This window comes from Pseudomonas sp. 9.3L, assembly GCF_058536285.1.
The window spans coordinates 2,335,162-2,348,265 of sequence record NZ_JBZUBK010000001.1 but is presented as its reverse complement, the minus strand read 5'-3'; the positions used below and the strand labels follow the sequence as shown (position 1 = coordinate 2,348,265).

The window sequence follows — 13,104 nt, the reverse complement described above, 5'->3', positions numbered from 1 at the left end:
CGGCGGCACGGTGGATCAATCGTTTCCCTCAGCGGTCGAAGTGTCAGTAAACTGCCACCGATTGATACCCAACTGAGGTTTTGCATGACGCACAGTCCGTTAGCGGGCAAGCCGGCGCCGGCCGAATTGCTGATCGATATTCCTGCCCTGGTGACCGCCTATTTCGCGCGCCGCCCTGACCCCGCCGTGGCGACCCACCGCGTAGCCTTCGGCACCTCTGGCCACCGAGGAACGTCGTTCGATAACAGCTTCAACGAGTACCATGTGTTGGCGATTAGCCAGGCCATCTGCCTTTACCGCAAGGCCAAAGGCATCGACGGGCCGCTGTACCTGGGTATCGATACCCATGCCCTGTCGACCCCTGCCGGTGCCAGTGCCCTGGAAGTGTTTGCCGCCAACGGCGTAGACGTGATGCTGGCCGCCGATGACGAGTACACCCCTACACCAGCGGTATCTCACGCCATCATTTGCTACAACCGTGGCCGCACCAGTGGATGGGCGGATGGGGTTGTCATCACCCCGTCGCATAACCCTCCGCAAAGCGGCGGCTTTAAATACAACCCGCCCAATGGCGGGCCTGCGGACAGCGATGTAACCAAGTGGATCGAAGCCAAAGCCAATGAGCTGCTGGAGGCAGGGCTTGCCGGCGTAAAGCGTACGCCCTACGAACGCGCACTCAAGGCCGCGACTACGCACCGCCATGACTACCTCAATACCTATGTCAACGACCTGCACAACGTGATCGATTTCGATGTGATCCGTAACGCGGGCCTGAGCCTGGGTGTTGACCCGCTAGGTGGTGCCGGAGTGCGCTACTGGCCTGCAATCGCTGAGCAGTATTCGCTGTCGCTGGATGTCGTTAATTCGCACACTGACCCTACCTTCCGCTTCATGACCCTGGACTGGGACGGGCAAATCCGCATGGACCCGTCCTCGCGTGATGCCATGCAAGGGTTGATTGGCCTCAAGGACCGCTACGATGTGGCCTTCGCCTGCGACCCTGATCATGATCGTCATGGCATCGTTACTCGCAGCGGCGGCCTGTTAGCGCCCAACAACTACCTGGCCGTGAGCATCGACTACCTGTTCCGCCACCGCCCCGACTGGCGTGCAGACGCTGCCGTGGGTAAAACCGTCGTTAGCAGCGGCTTGATCGACAGGGTAGCGGCTCGGCTAGGCCGCACGTTGTATGAAGTACCTGTAGGATTCAAGTACTTTGCCGACGGCCTGTTCAAGGGCACCCTCGGCTTTGGAGGCGAGGAGAGCGCCGGCGCGTCGTTCCTGCGCCGCGACGGTACAGTATGGAGCACCGACAAAGATGGGCTTATCCCAGGCTTGCTGGCGGCAGAGATGACCGCGCGGCTGGGTAAAAACCCGCATCAGCTGTACCAGGCGATGGTTGCCGATCTCGGGGAGCCCTATGCCACGCGTGTAGACGCCAAGGCAGATGCTCGCCAGAAAGCAGCCTTGGGCAAGTTGTCGGCTGAGCAGGTGACGTCTACTTCATTGGCGGGCGATACCATCGAACAGGTGTTAAGCAAGGCGCCGGGCAATGACCAAGCCATTGGTGGCGTAAAGGTGAGCACGGCCAATGGCTGGTTCGCGGCACGGCCGTCAGGCACTGAAGACATCTACAAAATCTACGCCGAAAGCTTTACTAGCGAAGCCCATCTGCAACAACTGGTGAGCGAAGCGCAGGCCTTGGTAGACAGCGCGATTAGCGCCTAAGCCTGCTAGCCCTTTGGCCCGGCCAGCGTGTGGTGGTCGGGCCTCGCAGGTCGGGCCGCGCAGGTCGGGCAAGGTAAGCGTGGATTACAGTAAAGCGCTTAATCTAACATCTAGAATTTCGATTTATGCGATTGAAAAATAAGATTTTATTGTGGTGATCTCGAAACTACTTCAAGTTCTAATCGGTTGGCTCTCAGGGCGTCAGGCTGAGCAGATGTCTCCCGCTATAAAGCGCAAGCCCGCCCGCCTCGCGTCGAGCACTGGTCAAAAGCGTGCCTCGGCACCCAGTAACAAGCCCTCTCCAAGCCCAGCCGTTACGGCAGGCGCGCCCCTGCTGTTCGCTGACCTTCCTCTTAACATCACGCCCGCCATACGCAAACAGATGAGGGCCGATGCCTTGCGGTATTTGCCTGAAGGCAAGCAGCCGTCCGTCGCTCAATGGAAAATGATCTTCAGTACCACCATTACCACGTGTGTGGTAGCTGGCGCGGGTTCGGGCAAATCCAGCTCGCTGGCACTCCGGGTGTTGTTGCTGCACCACTACCTGGGGATACCTATGGCAGATATCAGCGTGGTCACCTTTACCCGAGCGTCCCGCGCAGACTTCGCTGAGCGTCTGGTCGACCTGTATGGGCGCTGGCAGTTAGCGTTGTCGCTCCCTCAAGCATTGGAAAGGGTGACGACGTTTCACGCCACGGTGCTGGGTTGGGCGCGAACCATGCCGGGCTTTGGCCAATTGCAAGCGTTCGAAAGCCTCGGAGCAGGTGAGAGCAGCGGCACTCCTTTGCAGCTGCAAATCAACGCCACACAGCGCGAACAGCTAAACCGGTGTTATCACCGTTTAATGGCAGAAGACCCCGCTTTCGCCCAGTCAATACAAAGCCTTAGGCTGCGAGCTGATGCATTGCCAAAGCGTTCGCCCAGTCACCCTGACGTACAAAGGCGCTTGGCGGCGCTGATCCCCGCGTCCCAGCGTGACGCCGAACTCTGCACGCTGATTGAAGCCCACTGGCAGCAAGCCGGCCAGTGGCCGATTGCGGGTATTGAGCCCACTTCGCAACCCCATGTGATCGAGGGCCAAGTGTTCCGCTGCCATGGTTACCACGCACAAGCGGGTGCCTGGGTGATGTTAGGTGCAGAACCGGGGCTGGGCGATCGAACCCGCTCAGGGGCACGCCTTACAGCCCGCGCAGAATGGGCAGTGAAGCGAACCCTGTTTCAAGCTTTCTTCGATAAACCATTGATCTGGCTTGAAAGCTTCGAGCACGCGGCAGGTTCCTTCAATGACAGCGTGCAAGGGGCAGGCTTCGATTATCGGCTGGCGGGTGAATACGCCAGTTTGCCATTGCTGGATGCCTTTACCGCGATGGCAGGCTTTATTGAGAACCTTGGCCTAGAGGTGCCTACGGCAGCCGTCAGCTTACAGGACGGCGAAGAAGCGCTGTTTTTTAGTGCGTTGGGTACCTATTGGCGAGCCCTGGAAAAACAACTGCTGGGGAGTGTTCCTCCCGTGCTTACCTATAACCGCATGTTCGCCATCTTCTCGGATGCTGCGGGGAGCGCCCTGTCAAGGCTGCCGGATGACAAGCTCCAGGGTATCCGCCACCTGCTAGTGGACGAGTTTCAGGATGTCTCGCCGCAGATTGCCAAGTGGCTTAGCGCAGGGCTTGCAGAGCGTCTGCGGCGAGACGGTACCTCACCCGCTACCTTGATGTGCGTAGGGGACGACTGGCAGTCGATATACGGATGGAGAGGGAGTTCGCCGCGTTTCTTTATTGACTTCGCCAAAGCCTTTTCAGCGCCTTCCTACCGGCGGCTAATGCTGAAAGATAACTTTAGAAGTACGCAGCAAGTCATTGATGCTGCTGAATTAATAGTTAAAGGCGTGCCTTCGATTGAAGGTAAAAGGGCTACTGCAGTACACACCGCTGAAGCGATAAGGGGCGACCTTTGTCTTCATTGGAAAGACCCCGTTGAAATCGCTGCTACCCTTGAGGCAGCGCTTGGCAAGGGGCGGAGCGTACTGATGCTTCACCGCCAAAGTAAAGACGATCCACGGCACCTACTGCCAGTTGCCGACCTGTTGAAGGCCCAGCACTCGGGTGGGCTTGAAGCACGGCAGGTGCGCTCTATGACGATACATGCAGCCAAAGGCCTCGAAGCTGACGTGGTGATCCTGCTAGGGGACTGCGAGGCACGCTCTCAATCCTCATCGCGCAACCGCTTGTATGCATTGGCAGGCTTGGCGGACCAACAAGGTTCACAGGCCTATGACAAAGCCCAGGCTGACGAAGCACTGCGCTTGGCGTATGTTGCCGTTACGCGCGCAACCCGGGAAGTGTACTGGTTTATCGACAGGCCAACGGCGGGGCGGGAGAGTGAGAGCGGGGGTGCATCGGCACGAGTAACGGGTACAGCTGGTGCGTTTCTCGATAAACGAAGCTAGCGGGGCGTTTATCAGCAAGCTTTCAGGAGTTGGGGAGGAATAAAAGCCTCAAGCTCCGCTTCGATGGCTTCGATCATGCGCTCGACGTCTGCCGCACTCATCACGGTCGCACAGGGGATGCCCGCGATGGCGATAAGCGTCTCGCCTGAGCCACGGTCGAAAAGCCTGGCCACCATGCTACTGGGAGTGTCCATGCTGCCCTCAAACCCCAGTGGGTGGAAATGCCACCGCATGACTTGGCAGGCATTGGGAAAAGTCATTTTGTTCATTCGAGGTACCTCTGCATCATGCAGCGGCCAATTGCCAAAAGGGCACGGCCTCGACAGTCGATCAGTGATAAGAAACATAGCACCGGTACGCAACGAGCAGCGGACTATTTTGAAACGATACGGCACTTTTTGGTTGAAAATTGATCGGTGTCATTAGCTTGACGACGAACGGCGCTGGATAGCGAGCAACAGGCGCGTAGCACTCATGCTACGCCCGTGCTCCACACGCGCTAAAGCGCCTTGGTAACCTTCGTGACTTCAAGCGTTTCGGCTTCAGTGTCGCCATGAAGGGCGCGCAGCGCTTGGGCAGCTTCTTCGAATGTGCCCTGTTCAAGATGAGCAAAGTCCCAACGACGTTGCCCTTCGAGGGTGTAGTGAATCACGTACTTAGCCATGGGGCGTGCCTCAGGTAAACGAAGAGGGTGATCGACGGATCAGCTTTATTCCATGCTTGAACGGCGCCTTTTTAGCAGCCTTGTTCAAGGTACTGCCTGCCGTGTCCAAGGTAATGTTCCAAAAACCTGTACTGGGCACGGTGATGCGCGCAGGGAACTGATCGAAGGCACCACCGTGGTAAGTATGCCGCGCACCGTTTTTGAACGCTCTGAAGTTGGCATCGCTCATAAGGCGTATATTGCAGCGCTGTGAACACTCGATGACGACCACGTCATCCTCATTCAGGTGTTCGCGCTGGTGAACGAATTTCATGCTGGCTCCACGCTTGAATAATGCCCAAACATAGCATGTTGGTGTCTAGGCCCCAAGCATCACGCCGCCGAACGTTCTAGAGCGGGTACGGTCCTAGGTTCTTTTTTGGAGATAAAGATGAAAGCGGTTGGGATCTTCTTGGCACTACTTGCGTTAGGGGGTTGTGCAACGGTCGCAGAGATCGAGCAAACCCATGAAACCATGGACGTTATGTCCGGGAAGGACCCTAAAGACTACACTCAGTGCCTGGCGCGCAGATTGGCCGAAACCCGGCGGCCCGTGGCCATTGACCGGAGTGGCGGCGGCTACAAGATCGTAGTGCCACGCAAGTTAAGCTCCGGGCCAGCCGCAGTGGTGGATGTGCAAGAGCGCTCCGGGGGCAGCACGATCAAGGTGCATGAACGCTTGTCGAACTTGCCCTTGCGTTTCAAGGACGTACAGAAGGCGGCTACCGATTGCATCTCGGGGTGATTCGGCAGGAAGTTGCGGAACTATCGCGAAAGGTTTTTTTCTACTAATGCAGCAGCCGCTTCGGTACGCCATTGTAAGGCGCGAGGCGCGTGATTAGACTGCGATAAATGCGTACGAAACGCCCTAAGAACCAAGGACATTCCATGATCAAGAAATGCTTGTTCCCGGCCGCCGGTTACGGTACCCGCTTCTTGCCAGCTACCAAGGCCATGCCCAAGGAAATGCTGCCGGTGGTCAACAAGCCGCTGATTCAATACGGCGTGGAAGAGGCACTACAGGCAGGCTTGAACGGCATTGCGATCGTTACTGGTCGCGGCAAGCGTGCACTGGAAGACCACTTCGATATCAGCTACGAATTGGAAAACCAGATCCGTAACACCGATAAGGAAAAGTACCTCGTCGGTATTCGTAAATTGCTAGACGAATGCACCTTCTCCTACACACGCCAGATCGAGATGAAGGGCCTTGGCCACGCGATTCTCAGCGGCCGCTCGCTGATTGGCGATGAGCCATTCGCCGTAGTGCTTGCGGATGACCTGTGCGTCAACCCTGAAGGTGAGGGCGTGCTTGAGCAGATGGTCAAGCTGTACAACCAGTTCCGCTGCTCTATCGTTGCCATCCAGGAAGTCGACCCTCAGGAAACCAGTAAGTATGGGGTGATTGCGGGCGAAATGATCCGCGATGACATCTACCGTGTTAACAGCATGGTAGAAAAGCCCAAGCCTGAAGATGCGCCCTCCAACCTGGCGATCATTGGCCGCTACATTCTCACCCCGGATATTTTCGACCTGATCGCTCAGACCGAGCCAGGCAAGGGTGGAGAAATCCAGATTACTGACGCCCTGATGAAACAGGCGCAGAATGGCTGCGTATTGGCCTATAAGTTCAAGGGCAAACGCTTCGATTGCGGCAGCGCAGAAGGCTACATCGATGCTACCAACTATTGCTTTGAAAATTTCTACAAGAAAGGCCAGATGTAAGGCACCGACTTAACGCTATTTTCGAGGTAAGCAAACGCCGCCATTTCATGTAAATGGCGGCGTTTTCGTATGAGGATTTTTTATGACCTATGATTTTGACCTGTTCGTCATTGGCGCCGGCTCTGGCGGTGTGCGCGCAGCACGCTTCGCGGCAGGCTTTGGCGCCAACGTGGCCGTGGCCGAAAGCCGCTATTTGGGTGGCACCTGCGTCAACGTAGGCTGCGTGCCTAAAAAGTTGCTGGTGTATGGCTCGCACTTCCATGAAGACTTCAAGGACGCTCGCGGATTCGGTTGGGAGCCAGGTACGCCGTCTTTCGACTGGCGCACCCTTATCGCCAATAAGAATCAGGAAATCGAACGTCTGAACGGAATTTACCGCAACCTGCTGGAAAACAGCGGCGTAACGGTACTGGAAGCTCATGCGCGGATCCTGGACCCTCATACCGTTGAGGTGGCAGGCGAACGCTATCGCTGCGAGCGGATACTGATCGCGACTGGCGGCTGGCCTTCCATTCCTGACATCCCAGGCCGCGAGCATGCGATCAGCTCCAATGAGGCTTTTTTCCTAGACCAATTGCCCAAGCGTGTGCTGGTAGTAGGAGGTGGCTACATCGCCGTAGAGTTTGCGGGCATTTTCAACGGCCTGGGGGCCAAGACTACCCAGCTGTATCGAGGTGACCTGTTCATGCGCGGGTTCGATGATGCCGTGCGCAAGCACTTGGCCGGAGAAATGCGCAAGAAGGGCGTCGACCTGCAGTTCAATGCGGACATCGTTTGCATCGACAAGCGCGAGGGGGCACTGCACGCCACCCTCAAGAGCGGTGAAGTCGTGGTCGCCGATTGCATCCTCTATGCGACAGGGCGCCGGCCAATGGTCGATAACCTGGGCCTTGAAAACACTCAGGTAACGGTGAACGACGAAGGCTTCATCAAGGTAGATACGCTGTACCAGACTCAGGAGCCATCCATCCTGGCGCTGGGGGATGTCACAGGAGGGGTTCAACTCACGCCAGTGGCCCTGGCCGAAGGCATGGCCGTTGCCCGGCGTCTGTACAAGCCCGAGCAGTACCGCCCGGTGGATTATGATCATATCCCTACGGCCGTGTTCAGCCAGCCCAGTGTGGGCACCGTTGGCCTAACCGAGGCTCAGGCGCGAGAAGCCGGTTATGACGTGCGGGTTTTCGAAAGCCGCTTCAGGCCGATGAAATTAACCCTCACCGAGAGCACTGAGCGCACCTTCATGAAGCTGGTCGTGGACGCAGCCTCGGATAAGGTCGTAGGTTGCCATATGGTAGGGCCGGAAGCGGGAGAGATCATTCAAGGCTTTGCGGTAGCACTCAAGGCCGGCGCTACCAAGGCGGTGTTCGATGAGACCATTGGCGTACACCCTACCACCGCTGAGGAGTTCGTGACCCTTCGCACCGCCGTTGGGGAATAGCGCTTTATCGGCTGGCCGCTCGAGGTGGGTCAGGCAAAGCGTCGGCGTGCAGGCCCAGTTTGTCCAGGGCCGAGCGCCGTTGCCGGCTAATGGTTTTCTCGCTGCGCGCCAGGCGGGCGGCGACCTCGCGCCCACTGTAGCCTTGAGCGCAGAGGTTGATTACCTCCCGCTCCCTGGGCGTGAGTACGTGCTGATTGTCTACGCCCCAATACCGAGGGCTTAGGTAGTGTCGCGCCAGGATGGCTTCGAAACCCGGGCTGACGCAGCGCTTGCCTTGTGCTGCCTGCATCAGAACATGCCGAAGCTGCTCGGCATCGCCGCGTTTGTCGTAGAGCCCTTTCACCCCAAGATTCAGGCAGGCGCCCAATAGCGTAGGGCGTTGTGAGGCGGTCATGACGACCAACGCCACCTGTGGGAAGGTATGCCGTACCTGCTGCACCAGCGCGTAGCCATCGAGGCCGTCGGCAGCAGGCATGTGCCAATCGATCAGCGCCAGGTCACAGTGCCTGCCGCGTAAACTGCGCAACAGCTCCCGCCCGCTGTGCGCAAGGGCGCACACCTCGAACCGCCTGCGTGCGCTGCTCTGAAGCTGCTCAGTGAGCCCCTGTAGTACCACGGGGTGGTCATCCGCGATAACGATGCTCAGTACCATGGGGCGTCCTGTGGGGGGGTGAAGGGCAGGCCTTCTAATGGAGGTGAATCAACTCGTGTTCAAGGGCCAGCAGTACAGCGACGTGTCTTGACTTCACCCCAAATTTTCGCCGGATGTTACAGAAGTGGAAGTTAACTGCAGATTCGCTACATCCCAGTATTCGGGAGATTTCCCAGGAGGATTTGCCACGGGCGCTCCATTCCAGGGTAATGATTTCTCGCTTGGTGAGGTGAATGGGACCAGCTTGCTTGACGTAGGTGCTCAGTGCGGTACTCGGCATGGTGATACTCCCTGGAAATCCATAACGGGGTCTCATCAATTGAAAGCCAAGTACGACAAATTGTTATGGTAAATAAATATTTGGCTTGACAGGCAAGTGAAGCGGGTGGCCCGATGACGTTTTTTTTCTTAAAAAAACACAACTAAATCAAATAGATATGAAAATCCATGTAAAGCCCACAGGGTAGTCAGCCGCTTGGAAAATCTTGGTACAAAGCGGCTGGAGGCCTCAACGGTCAAAGATTGTAACGAGCTTTACGACAGGCCTGTGGTGGTATACAAAGCCTTCGCTGCCACGGTTCTTTGCATAGGCCTAAGCCATCTTCATAGGCAAAACCAATGATTAAGATGCGTATTGCCAATGAGCTTGAGCCAGGAAACGTGGCTACCATTGCTCCAGTCAGATTTACTTACCAAGGAGATTCACCCGATGCCTATCATCAACAGCCAGATCAAACCTTTTAAAGCTCAGGCGTTCCACAACGGCAACTTCGTTGAGCTGACCGAAGCGGACTTGAAGGGCAAGTGGTCTGTGGTGTTCTTCTACCCCGCTGACTTCACCTTCGTTTGCCCAACCGAGCTGGGTGACCTTGCTGACAACTACGCACAGTTCCAGAAAATGGGCGTAGAGATCTACAGCGTTTCGACCGACACGCACTTCACCCACAAGGCATGGCACGACACGTCCGACACCATCCGCAAGATCCAGTACCCAATGATCGCGGACCCAACCCACGTGATCTCCCGCAACTTCGACGTGCTGATCGAAGACGCCGGTATCGCTGACCGTGGCACCTTCGTGATTAACCCCGAAGGCCAGATCAAGGTTGTGGAAATCACTGACGGCGGTATCGGTCGTGACGCACTGGAGCTACTGCGCAAGGTCAAGGCTGCTCAGTACATTGCTGCCCACCCAGGCGAAGTGTGCCCAGCCAAATGGCAGGAAGGCGAGGCTACCCTGGCTCCGTCCCTGGACCTGATCGGCAAGATCTAACCGTGACTGAGTACGCGGCGGTGAGCCGCTTCATCTAAGCAACACCGCTGCCCACCACAACGCCCGGGCGGTCATCGCCTGGGCGTTGTGGTGTCTGAACCGGATTCAAGTAAAGGAAATCGCCCGTATGTTGGACGCCACTCTCAAATCCCAGCTCAAATCCTACCTGGAACGGGTTACCCAACCCATCGAGTTGACTGCTTCGCTCGATGACGGTGCGAAATCCCGTGAAATGCTGGAACTGCTTCAAGAAATCGAAAGCCTGTCTCCGCTGATCACCCTGCGTGATGACGGCAACGACGAGCGTCGCCCGTCGTTTAGCATCAACCGGCCCGGTGGTGACATCAGCCTGCGTTTCGCAGGTTTGCCCATGGGTCACGAATTCACCTCGTTGGTACTGGCGCTGCTGCAAGTAGGCGGTCACCCCTCCAAGGCCAGCGCAGAAACACTGGAACACGTCGCCTCGTTACAAGGTGAGTTCCATTTTGAAACCTATTTCTCGCTTTCCTGCCAGAACTGCCCAGACGTGGTCCAGGCGCTGAACCTGATGGCGGTGCTCAACCCTGCGATCAAGCACGTAGCGATTGACGGTGCACTGTTCCAGGCTGAAGTCGAACGTCGTCAAGTGATGGCAGTGCCCAGTGTCTACCTCAATGGCGAGGTGTTTGGCCAGGGCCGCATGGGTCTGGAAGAGATCCTGGCCAAGCTCGACACCAACGCTGGCGCCCGTCAGGCAGAAAAGCTCAATGGTAAAGAAGCCTTTGACGTCCTGGTGATCGGTGGTGGCCCTGCAGGTGCTGCGGCTGCGGTCTACGCCGCCCGTAAAGGCATTCGTACGGGTGTGGCTGCCGAGCGCTTTGGTGGTCAGGTACTTGACACCATGGCGATCGAAAACTTCATCTCGGTTCAAGAAACGGAAGGGCCGAAGCTGGCCATGGCGTTGGAAGAGCATGTCAAGCAGTACGAAGTTGACATCATGAACCTGCAGCGCGCTGAACAGTTGATTCCTGGCCGCAACGGTGACCTTCACGAAGTACGTTTCACGGGTGGGGCCTCGCTGAAGGCCAAATCCTTGATCATTGCCACCGGTGCACGGTGGCGTGAAATGAACGTGCCCGGCGAGCAGGAATACCGCAACCGTGGCGTGGCCTACTGCCCCCACTGTGACGGCCCCTTGTTCAAAGGTAAGCGTGTTGCGGTTATTGGTGGAGGTAACTCCGGCGTAGAAGCAGCCATTGACCTGGCGGGTATCGTGTCGCATGTGACCCTGATCGAATTCGACAGCCACTTGCGTGCCGATGCGGTGTTGCAGCGTAAGCTGGCCAGCCTGCCCAACGTCACAGTTATCAAGAGCGCCCTGACCACCGAGGTAAAAGGCGACGGTCAAAAGGTGACGGGGTTGATGTACAAGGATCGCCAGACCGGCGACCTGCATACCGTAGCCCTGGAAGGCATCTTTGTGCAGATTGGCTTGCTGCCCAACACTGACTGGCTCAAGGGCGCCATTGAGTTATCTGCACGAGGGGAGATCATGGTCGACGCTCGCGGTGAAACCGATCTGCCCGGCATTTTCGCCGCAGGGGATGCGACCACCGCACCCTATAAGCAGATCATCATTGCCATGGGCGAAGGCGCCAAGGCATCGCTGGCGGCGTTCGATCACCTGATCCGCAGTTCAGCACCCGCCTGATTGCGTAGCCTGCCAGCCCTTGACCACGAACGAGGCCGGTCACCTTTCAAGGGGTGACCGGCCTTCGTGCGTTAGGGGTAAGCCAAGCCGTTACCGGCGTGCGCTCATGGAACGGTCGGCCAGGCCGATACTGTTATAGCGGAGAAGGGCATTCGCAGATAACACCGCGCCCGTCGAGGGGAGGGAGTGTAGGTGATACCCAAGCACGAAGTACTCAAGATCATCCAGTCAAGCTTCCTGCCGCTGCACTGTACCTGCACCCCACAGGAAGGTGGAACCTTAACGATTGAAGTGACCGACCCCGCTGCCAATGGCCATATTGATCTATTGGTCGTGGGCGTGCCCTTGGCGCCACTGACCTCGATCCGGGCGATATCGAACCTGGTCGCGGAGTTGCGTCAAGAGCTTCAGGCTAACCAGGATTGGTTTGCTGTGGACCAGCGCCAGGGGCTGTGGCCCAGGCGCTAAGGGGCAAAAGCCTAAGACTTGCGGCTTTCTTTGTGAATGAGGTACATGACATAGCCAAAGGAACTCAGTGTGGCCAATACGATGACGAGCATGATAATACCGTCCATTTCGCTGTTCTCTCTTTAAAAGAAGATGTGGCCAGCGTGCGCGTATTGGGCGAGGCATAACAGCAGCAGATTGTTAATAACAAAGCGGATCAGAATAGGGTGGTGCCCAAGCGTGCGCCGCCTGCTAAAGTGCAATGACCATTGGAGAGTGAGGGAACATGATGCGCGGGCTGATAATGATAATGGGCGCTATGGCGCTGGCAGGTTGCGCTGGCAAGCCTGCGGACCCCAGGGCACCGCTGGATGCCACGAGCACTAAAAGCGCAGAAAGCTATGCGCAGTGCCTGGCCCCTAAATGGGCCGCGTTCAAGCCGGGCTTACGGCAAGAACAAACCGACACCGGCTACAAACTGACAGTAGAGGCTGCCTACACTGCTGCACCGGCTTGGGCGCAAATCGATCGCGCGGGCGAAGGCGCTCACGTACGGATATTCCTGCCACCAGAGTGGGCAGGCACCAACGGTTGGACAGACATGGCGCGCGACTGCCTATAAGCACGCCGGGCGTGTGGTCCAAGCGGTACCCCCGGCGTCACGCGCCGGGCTTCCCTCATGACGATGCCACTTGCCATAGGTAATTGGCACGTTGTGCTGTACGCTTCCCGAACACCTAGCACCACCAAGGATGGCGTTCGTGACGCCCGGCAGTGATGAAGTGCGTTCGGTGCATCAGCGCATGGCTGAAGAGCTATCGGAGTGGGGGCGTCAATGGCGGCTGGATGCCGATATGGTCCGCTGCCCTTACTGTCATGCCGTGCAGATGGCGACCCAGGCCAACCGCCCCATGCTGCATGACCCGAGCGGCGCTGCCAGCGCGCTGGGTGAGCAGTACCCCTGGCGTAGCCTGGCCTGGACTCTCAGAAGCCTGTAGCCCC

15 protein-coding genes are annotated in these 13,104 nt (G+C 57.5%); 10 read left to right on the top strand and 5 right to left on the bottom strand.

The window, feature by feature from the left end:
- The first annotated feature begins 84 nt into the window (after positions 1–84).
- Both pgm and AC4LE2_RS10760 read left to right on the top strand, forming a co-directional pair.
- Positions 85–1,728 (top strand): phosphoglucomutase (alpha-D-glucose-1,6-bisphosphate-dependent), encoded by a 1,644-nt coding sequence (gene pgm / locus AC4LE2_RS10765; protein ID WP_491825756.1) that lies wholly within the window; start codon positions 85–87, stop codon positions 1,726–1,728.
- A gap of 214 nt (positions 1,729–1,942) precedes the next feature.
- Positions 1,943–4,174, top strand: coding sequence for a UvrD-helicase domain-containing protein (locus AC4LE2_RS10760; RefSeq protein WP_491825755.1), 2,232 nt, complete (start codon positions 1,943–1,945; stop codon positions 4,172–4,174).
- 11 nt (positions 4,175–4,185) lie between these two features.
- On the opposite strand, the gene AC4LE2_RS10755 is transcribed toward AC4LE2_RS10760, so the two are convergent.
- The 3 genes from AC4LE2_RS10755 to AC4LE2_RS10745 all read right to left on the bottom strand — a co-directional run bounded on the left by AC4LE2_RS10755 (position 4,186) and on the right by AC4LE2_RS10745 (position 5,151).
- On the bottom strand, positions 4,186–4,443 hold the full coding sequence (locus AC4LE2_RS10755) for a DUF1652 domain-containing protein (protein WP_491825754.1): 258 nt from the start codon (positions 4,441–4,443) through the stop codon (positions 4,186–4,188).
- A gap of 230 nt (positions 4,444–4,673) precedes the next feature.
- The gene (locus AC4LE2_RS10750) at positions 4,674–4,838 is read right to left on the bottom strand and encodes a hypothetical protein (protein ID WP_491825753.1); all 165 of its coding nucleotides are present in this window, start codon (positions 4,836–4,838) and stop codon (positions 4,674–4,676) included.
- Positions 4,839–4,848: 10 nt separating this feature from the next.
- Positions 4,849–5,151: a DUF1883 domain-containing protein gene (locus AC4LE2_RS10745; protein WP_491825752.1), complete on the bottom strand. Its 303-nt coding sequence runs from the start codon at positions 5,149–5,151 to the stop codon at positions 4,849–4,851.
- A gap of 117 nt (positions 5,152–5,268) precedes the next feature.
- Here AC4LE2_RS10745 and AC4LE2_RS10740 point away from each other — a divergent pair, with 117 nt between their 5' ends.
- The 3 genes from AC4LE2_RS10740 to gorA all read left to right on the top strand — a co-directional run bounded on the left by AC4LE2_RS10740 (position 5,269) and on the right by gorA (position 8,040).
- A complete protein-coding gene (locus AC4LE2_RS10740; protein WP_491825751.1) occupies positions 5,269–5,622 on the top strand; it encodes a hypothetical protein in 354 nt (117 codons plus the stop codon).
- Positions 5,623–5,765: 143 nt separating this feature from the next.
- Positions 5,766–6,602, top strand: coding sequence for a UTP--glucose-1-phosphate uridylyltransferase GalU (gene galU, locus AC4LE2_RS10735; protein ID WP_491825750.1), 837 nt, complete (start codon positions 5,766–5,768; stop codon positions 6,600–6,602).
- An 82-nt stretch (positions 6,603–6,684) separates the two neighbouring features.
- The gene (gorA, locus tag AC4LE2_RS10730) at positions 6,685–8,040 is read left to right on the top strand and encodes a glutathione-disulfide reductase (RefSeq protein WP_491825749.1); all 1,356 of its coding nucleotides are present in this window, start codon (positions 6,685–6,687) and stop codon (positions 8,038–8,040) included.
- Between the two features lie 4 nt (positions 8,041–8,044).
- Here gorA and AC4LE2_RS10725 read toward each other — a convergent pair whose 3' ends face one another.
- Together AC4LE2_RS10725 and AC4LE2_RS10720 are read right to left on the bottom strand one after the other, a co-directional pair.
- On the bottom strand, positions 8,045–8,692 hold the full coding sequence (locus AC4LE2_RS10725; protein ID WP_491825748.1) for a response regulator: 648 nt from the start codon (positions 8,690–8,692) through the stop codon (positions 8,045–8,047).
- A 34-nt stretch (positions 8,693–8,726) separates the two neighbouring features.
- The gene (locus AC4LE2_RS10720) at positions 8,727–8,972 is read right to left on the bottom strand and encodes a LuxR family transcriptional regulator (RefSeq protein ID WP_491825747.1); all 246 of its coding nucleotides are present in this window, start codon (positions 8,970–8,972) and stop codon (positions 8,727–8,729) included.
- 429 nt (positions 8,973–9,401) lie between these two features.
- Between AC4LE2_RS10720 and ahpC the strand changes: the two genes are divergently transcribed.
- The 5 genes from ahpC (at position 9,402) to AC4LE2_RS10695 (ending at position 13,100) form a co-directional block, all read left to right on the top strand.
- Positions 9,402–9,965 (top strand): alkyl hydroperoxide reductase subunit C, encoded by a 564-nt coding sequence (ahpC, locus tag AC4LE2_RS10715; RefSeq protein ID WP_491825746.1) that lies wholly within the window; start codon positions 9,402–9,404, stop codon positions 9,963–9,965.
- 127 nt (positions 9,966–10,092) lie between these two features.
- On the top strand, positions 10,093–11,655 hold the full coding sequence (gene ahpF, locus AC4LE2_RS10710; RefSeq protein WP_491825745.1) for an alkyl hydroperoxide reductase subunit F: 1,563 nt from the start codon (positions 10,093–10,095) through the stop codon (positions 11,653–11,655).
- Between the two features lie 192 nt (positions 11,656–11,847).
- Positions 11,848–12,123 carry a DUF1652 domain-containing protein gene (locus AC4LE2_RS10705; protein WP_491825744.1) on the top strand — a complete coding sequence of 92 codons (276 nt, stop codon included), beginning with the start codon at positions 11,848–11,850 and terminating at the stop codon, positions 12,121–12,123.
- Positions 12,124–12,388: 265 nt separating this feature from the next.
- Complete coding sequence (locus tag AC4LE2_RS10700; protein WP_491825743.1) at positions 12,389–12,724, top strand: hypothetical protein; 336 nt, start codon at positions 12,389–12,391, stop codon at positions 12,722–12,724.
- A gap of 139 nt (positions 12,725–12,863) precedes the next feature.
- Complete coding sequence (locus AC4LE2_RS10695; protein ID WP_491825742.1) at positions 12,864–13,100, top strand: hypothetical protein; 237 nt, start codon at positions 12,864–12,866, stop codon at positions 13,098–13,100.
- Positions 13,101–13,104: the final 4 nt, after the last annotated feature.

What these genes read in the sequence shown, in the direction of transcription:
- pgm (WP_491825756.1), top strand. Translation starts at nt 85, where the DNA reads ATGACGCACAGTCCGTTAGCGGGCAAGCCGGCGCCGGCCGAATTGCTG.
- AC4LE2_RS10760 (WP_491825755.1), top strand. Translation starts at nt 1,943, where the DNA reads ATGTCTCCCGCTATAAAGCGCAAGCCCGCCCGCCTCGCGTCGAGCACT.
- AC4LE2_RS10755 (WP_491825754.1), bottom strand. Translation starts at nt 4,443, where the DNA reads ATGAACAAAATGACTTTTCCCAATGCCTGCCAAGTCATGCGGTGGCAT.
- AC4LE2_RS10750 (WP_491825753.1), bottom strand. Translation starts at nt 4,838, where the DNA reads ATGGCTAAGTACGTGATTCACTACACCCTCGAAGGGCAACGTCGTTGG.
- AC4LE2_RS10745 (WP_491825752.1), bottom strand. Translation starts at nt 5,151, where the DNA reads ATGAAATTCGTTCACCAGCGCGAACACCTGAATGAGGATGACGTGGTC.
- AC4LE2_RS10740 (WP_491825751.1), top strand. Translation starts at nt 5,269, where the DNA reads ATGAAAGCGGTTGGGATCTTCTTGGCACTACTTGCGTTAGGGGGTTGT.
- galU (WP_491825750.1), top strand. Translation starts at nt 5,766, where the DNA reads ATGATCAAGAAATGCTTGTTCCCGGCCGCCGGTTACGGTACCCGCTTC.
- gorA (WP_491825749.1), top strand. Translation starts at nt 6,685, where the DNA reads ATGACCTATGATTTTGACCTGTTCGTCATTGGCGCCGGCTCTGGCGGT.
- AC4LE2_RS10725 (WP_491825748.1), bottom strand. Translation starts at nt 8,692, where the DNA reads ATGGTACTGAGCATCGTTATCGCGGATGACCACCCCGTGGTACTACAG.
- AC4LE2_RS10720 (WP_491825747.1), bottom strand. Translation starts at nt 8,972, where the DNA reads ATGCCGAGTACCGCACTGAGCACCTACGTCAAGCAAGCTGGTCCCATT.
- ahpC (WP_491825746.1), top strand. Translation starts at nt 9,402, where the DNA reads ATGCCTATCATCAACAGCCAGATCAAACCTTTTAAAGCTCAGGCGTTC.
- ahpF (WP_491825745.1), top strand. Translation starts at nt 10,093, where the DNA reads ATGTTGGACGCCACTCTCAAATCCCAGCTCAAATCCTACCTGGAACGG.
- AC4LE2_RS10700 (WP_491825743.1), top strand. Translation starts at nt 12,389, where the DNA reads ATGATGCGCGGGCTGATAATGATAATGGGCGCTATGGCGCTGGCAGGT.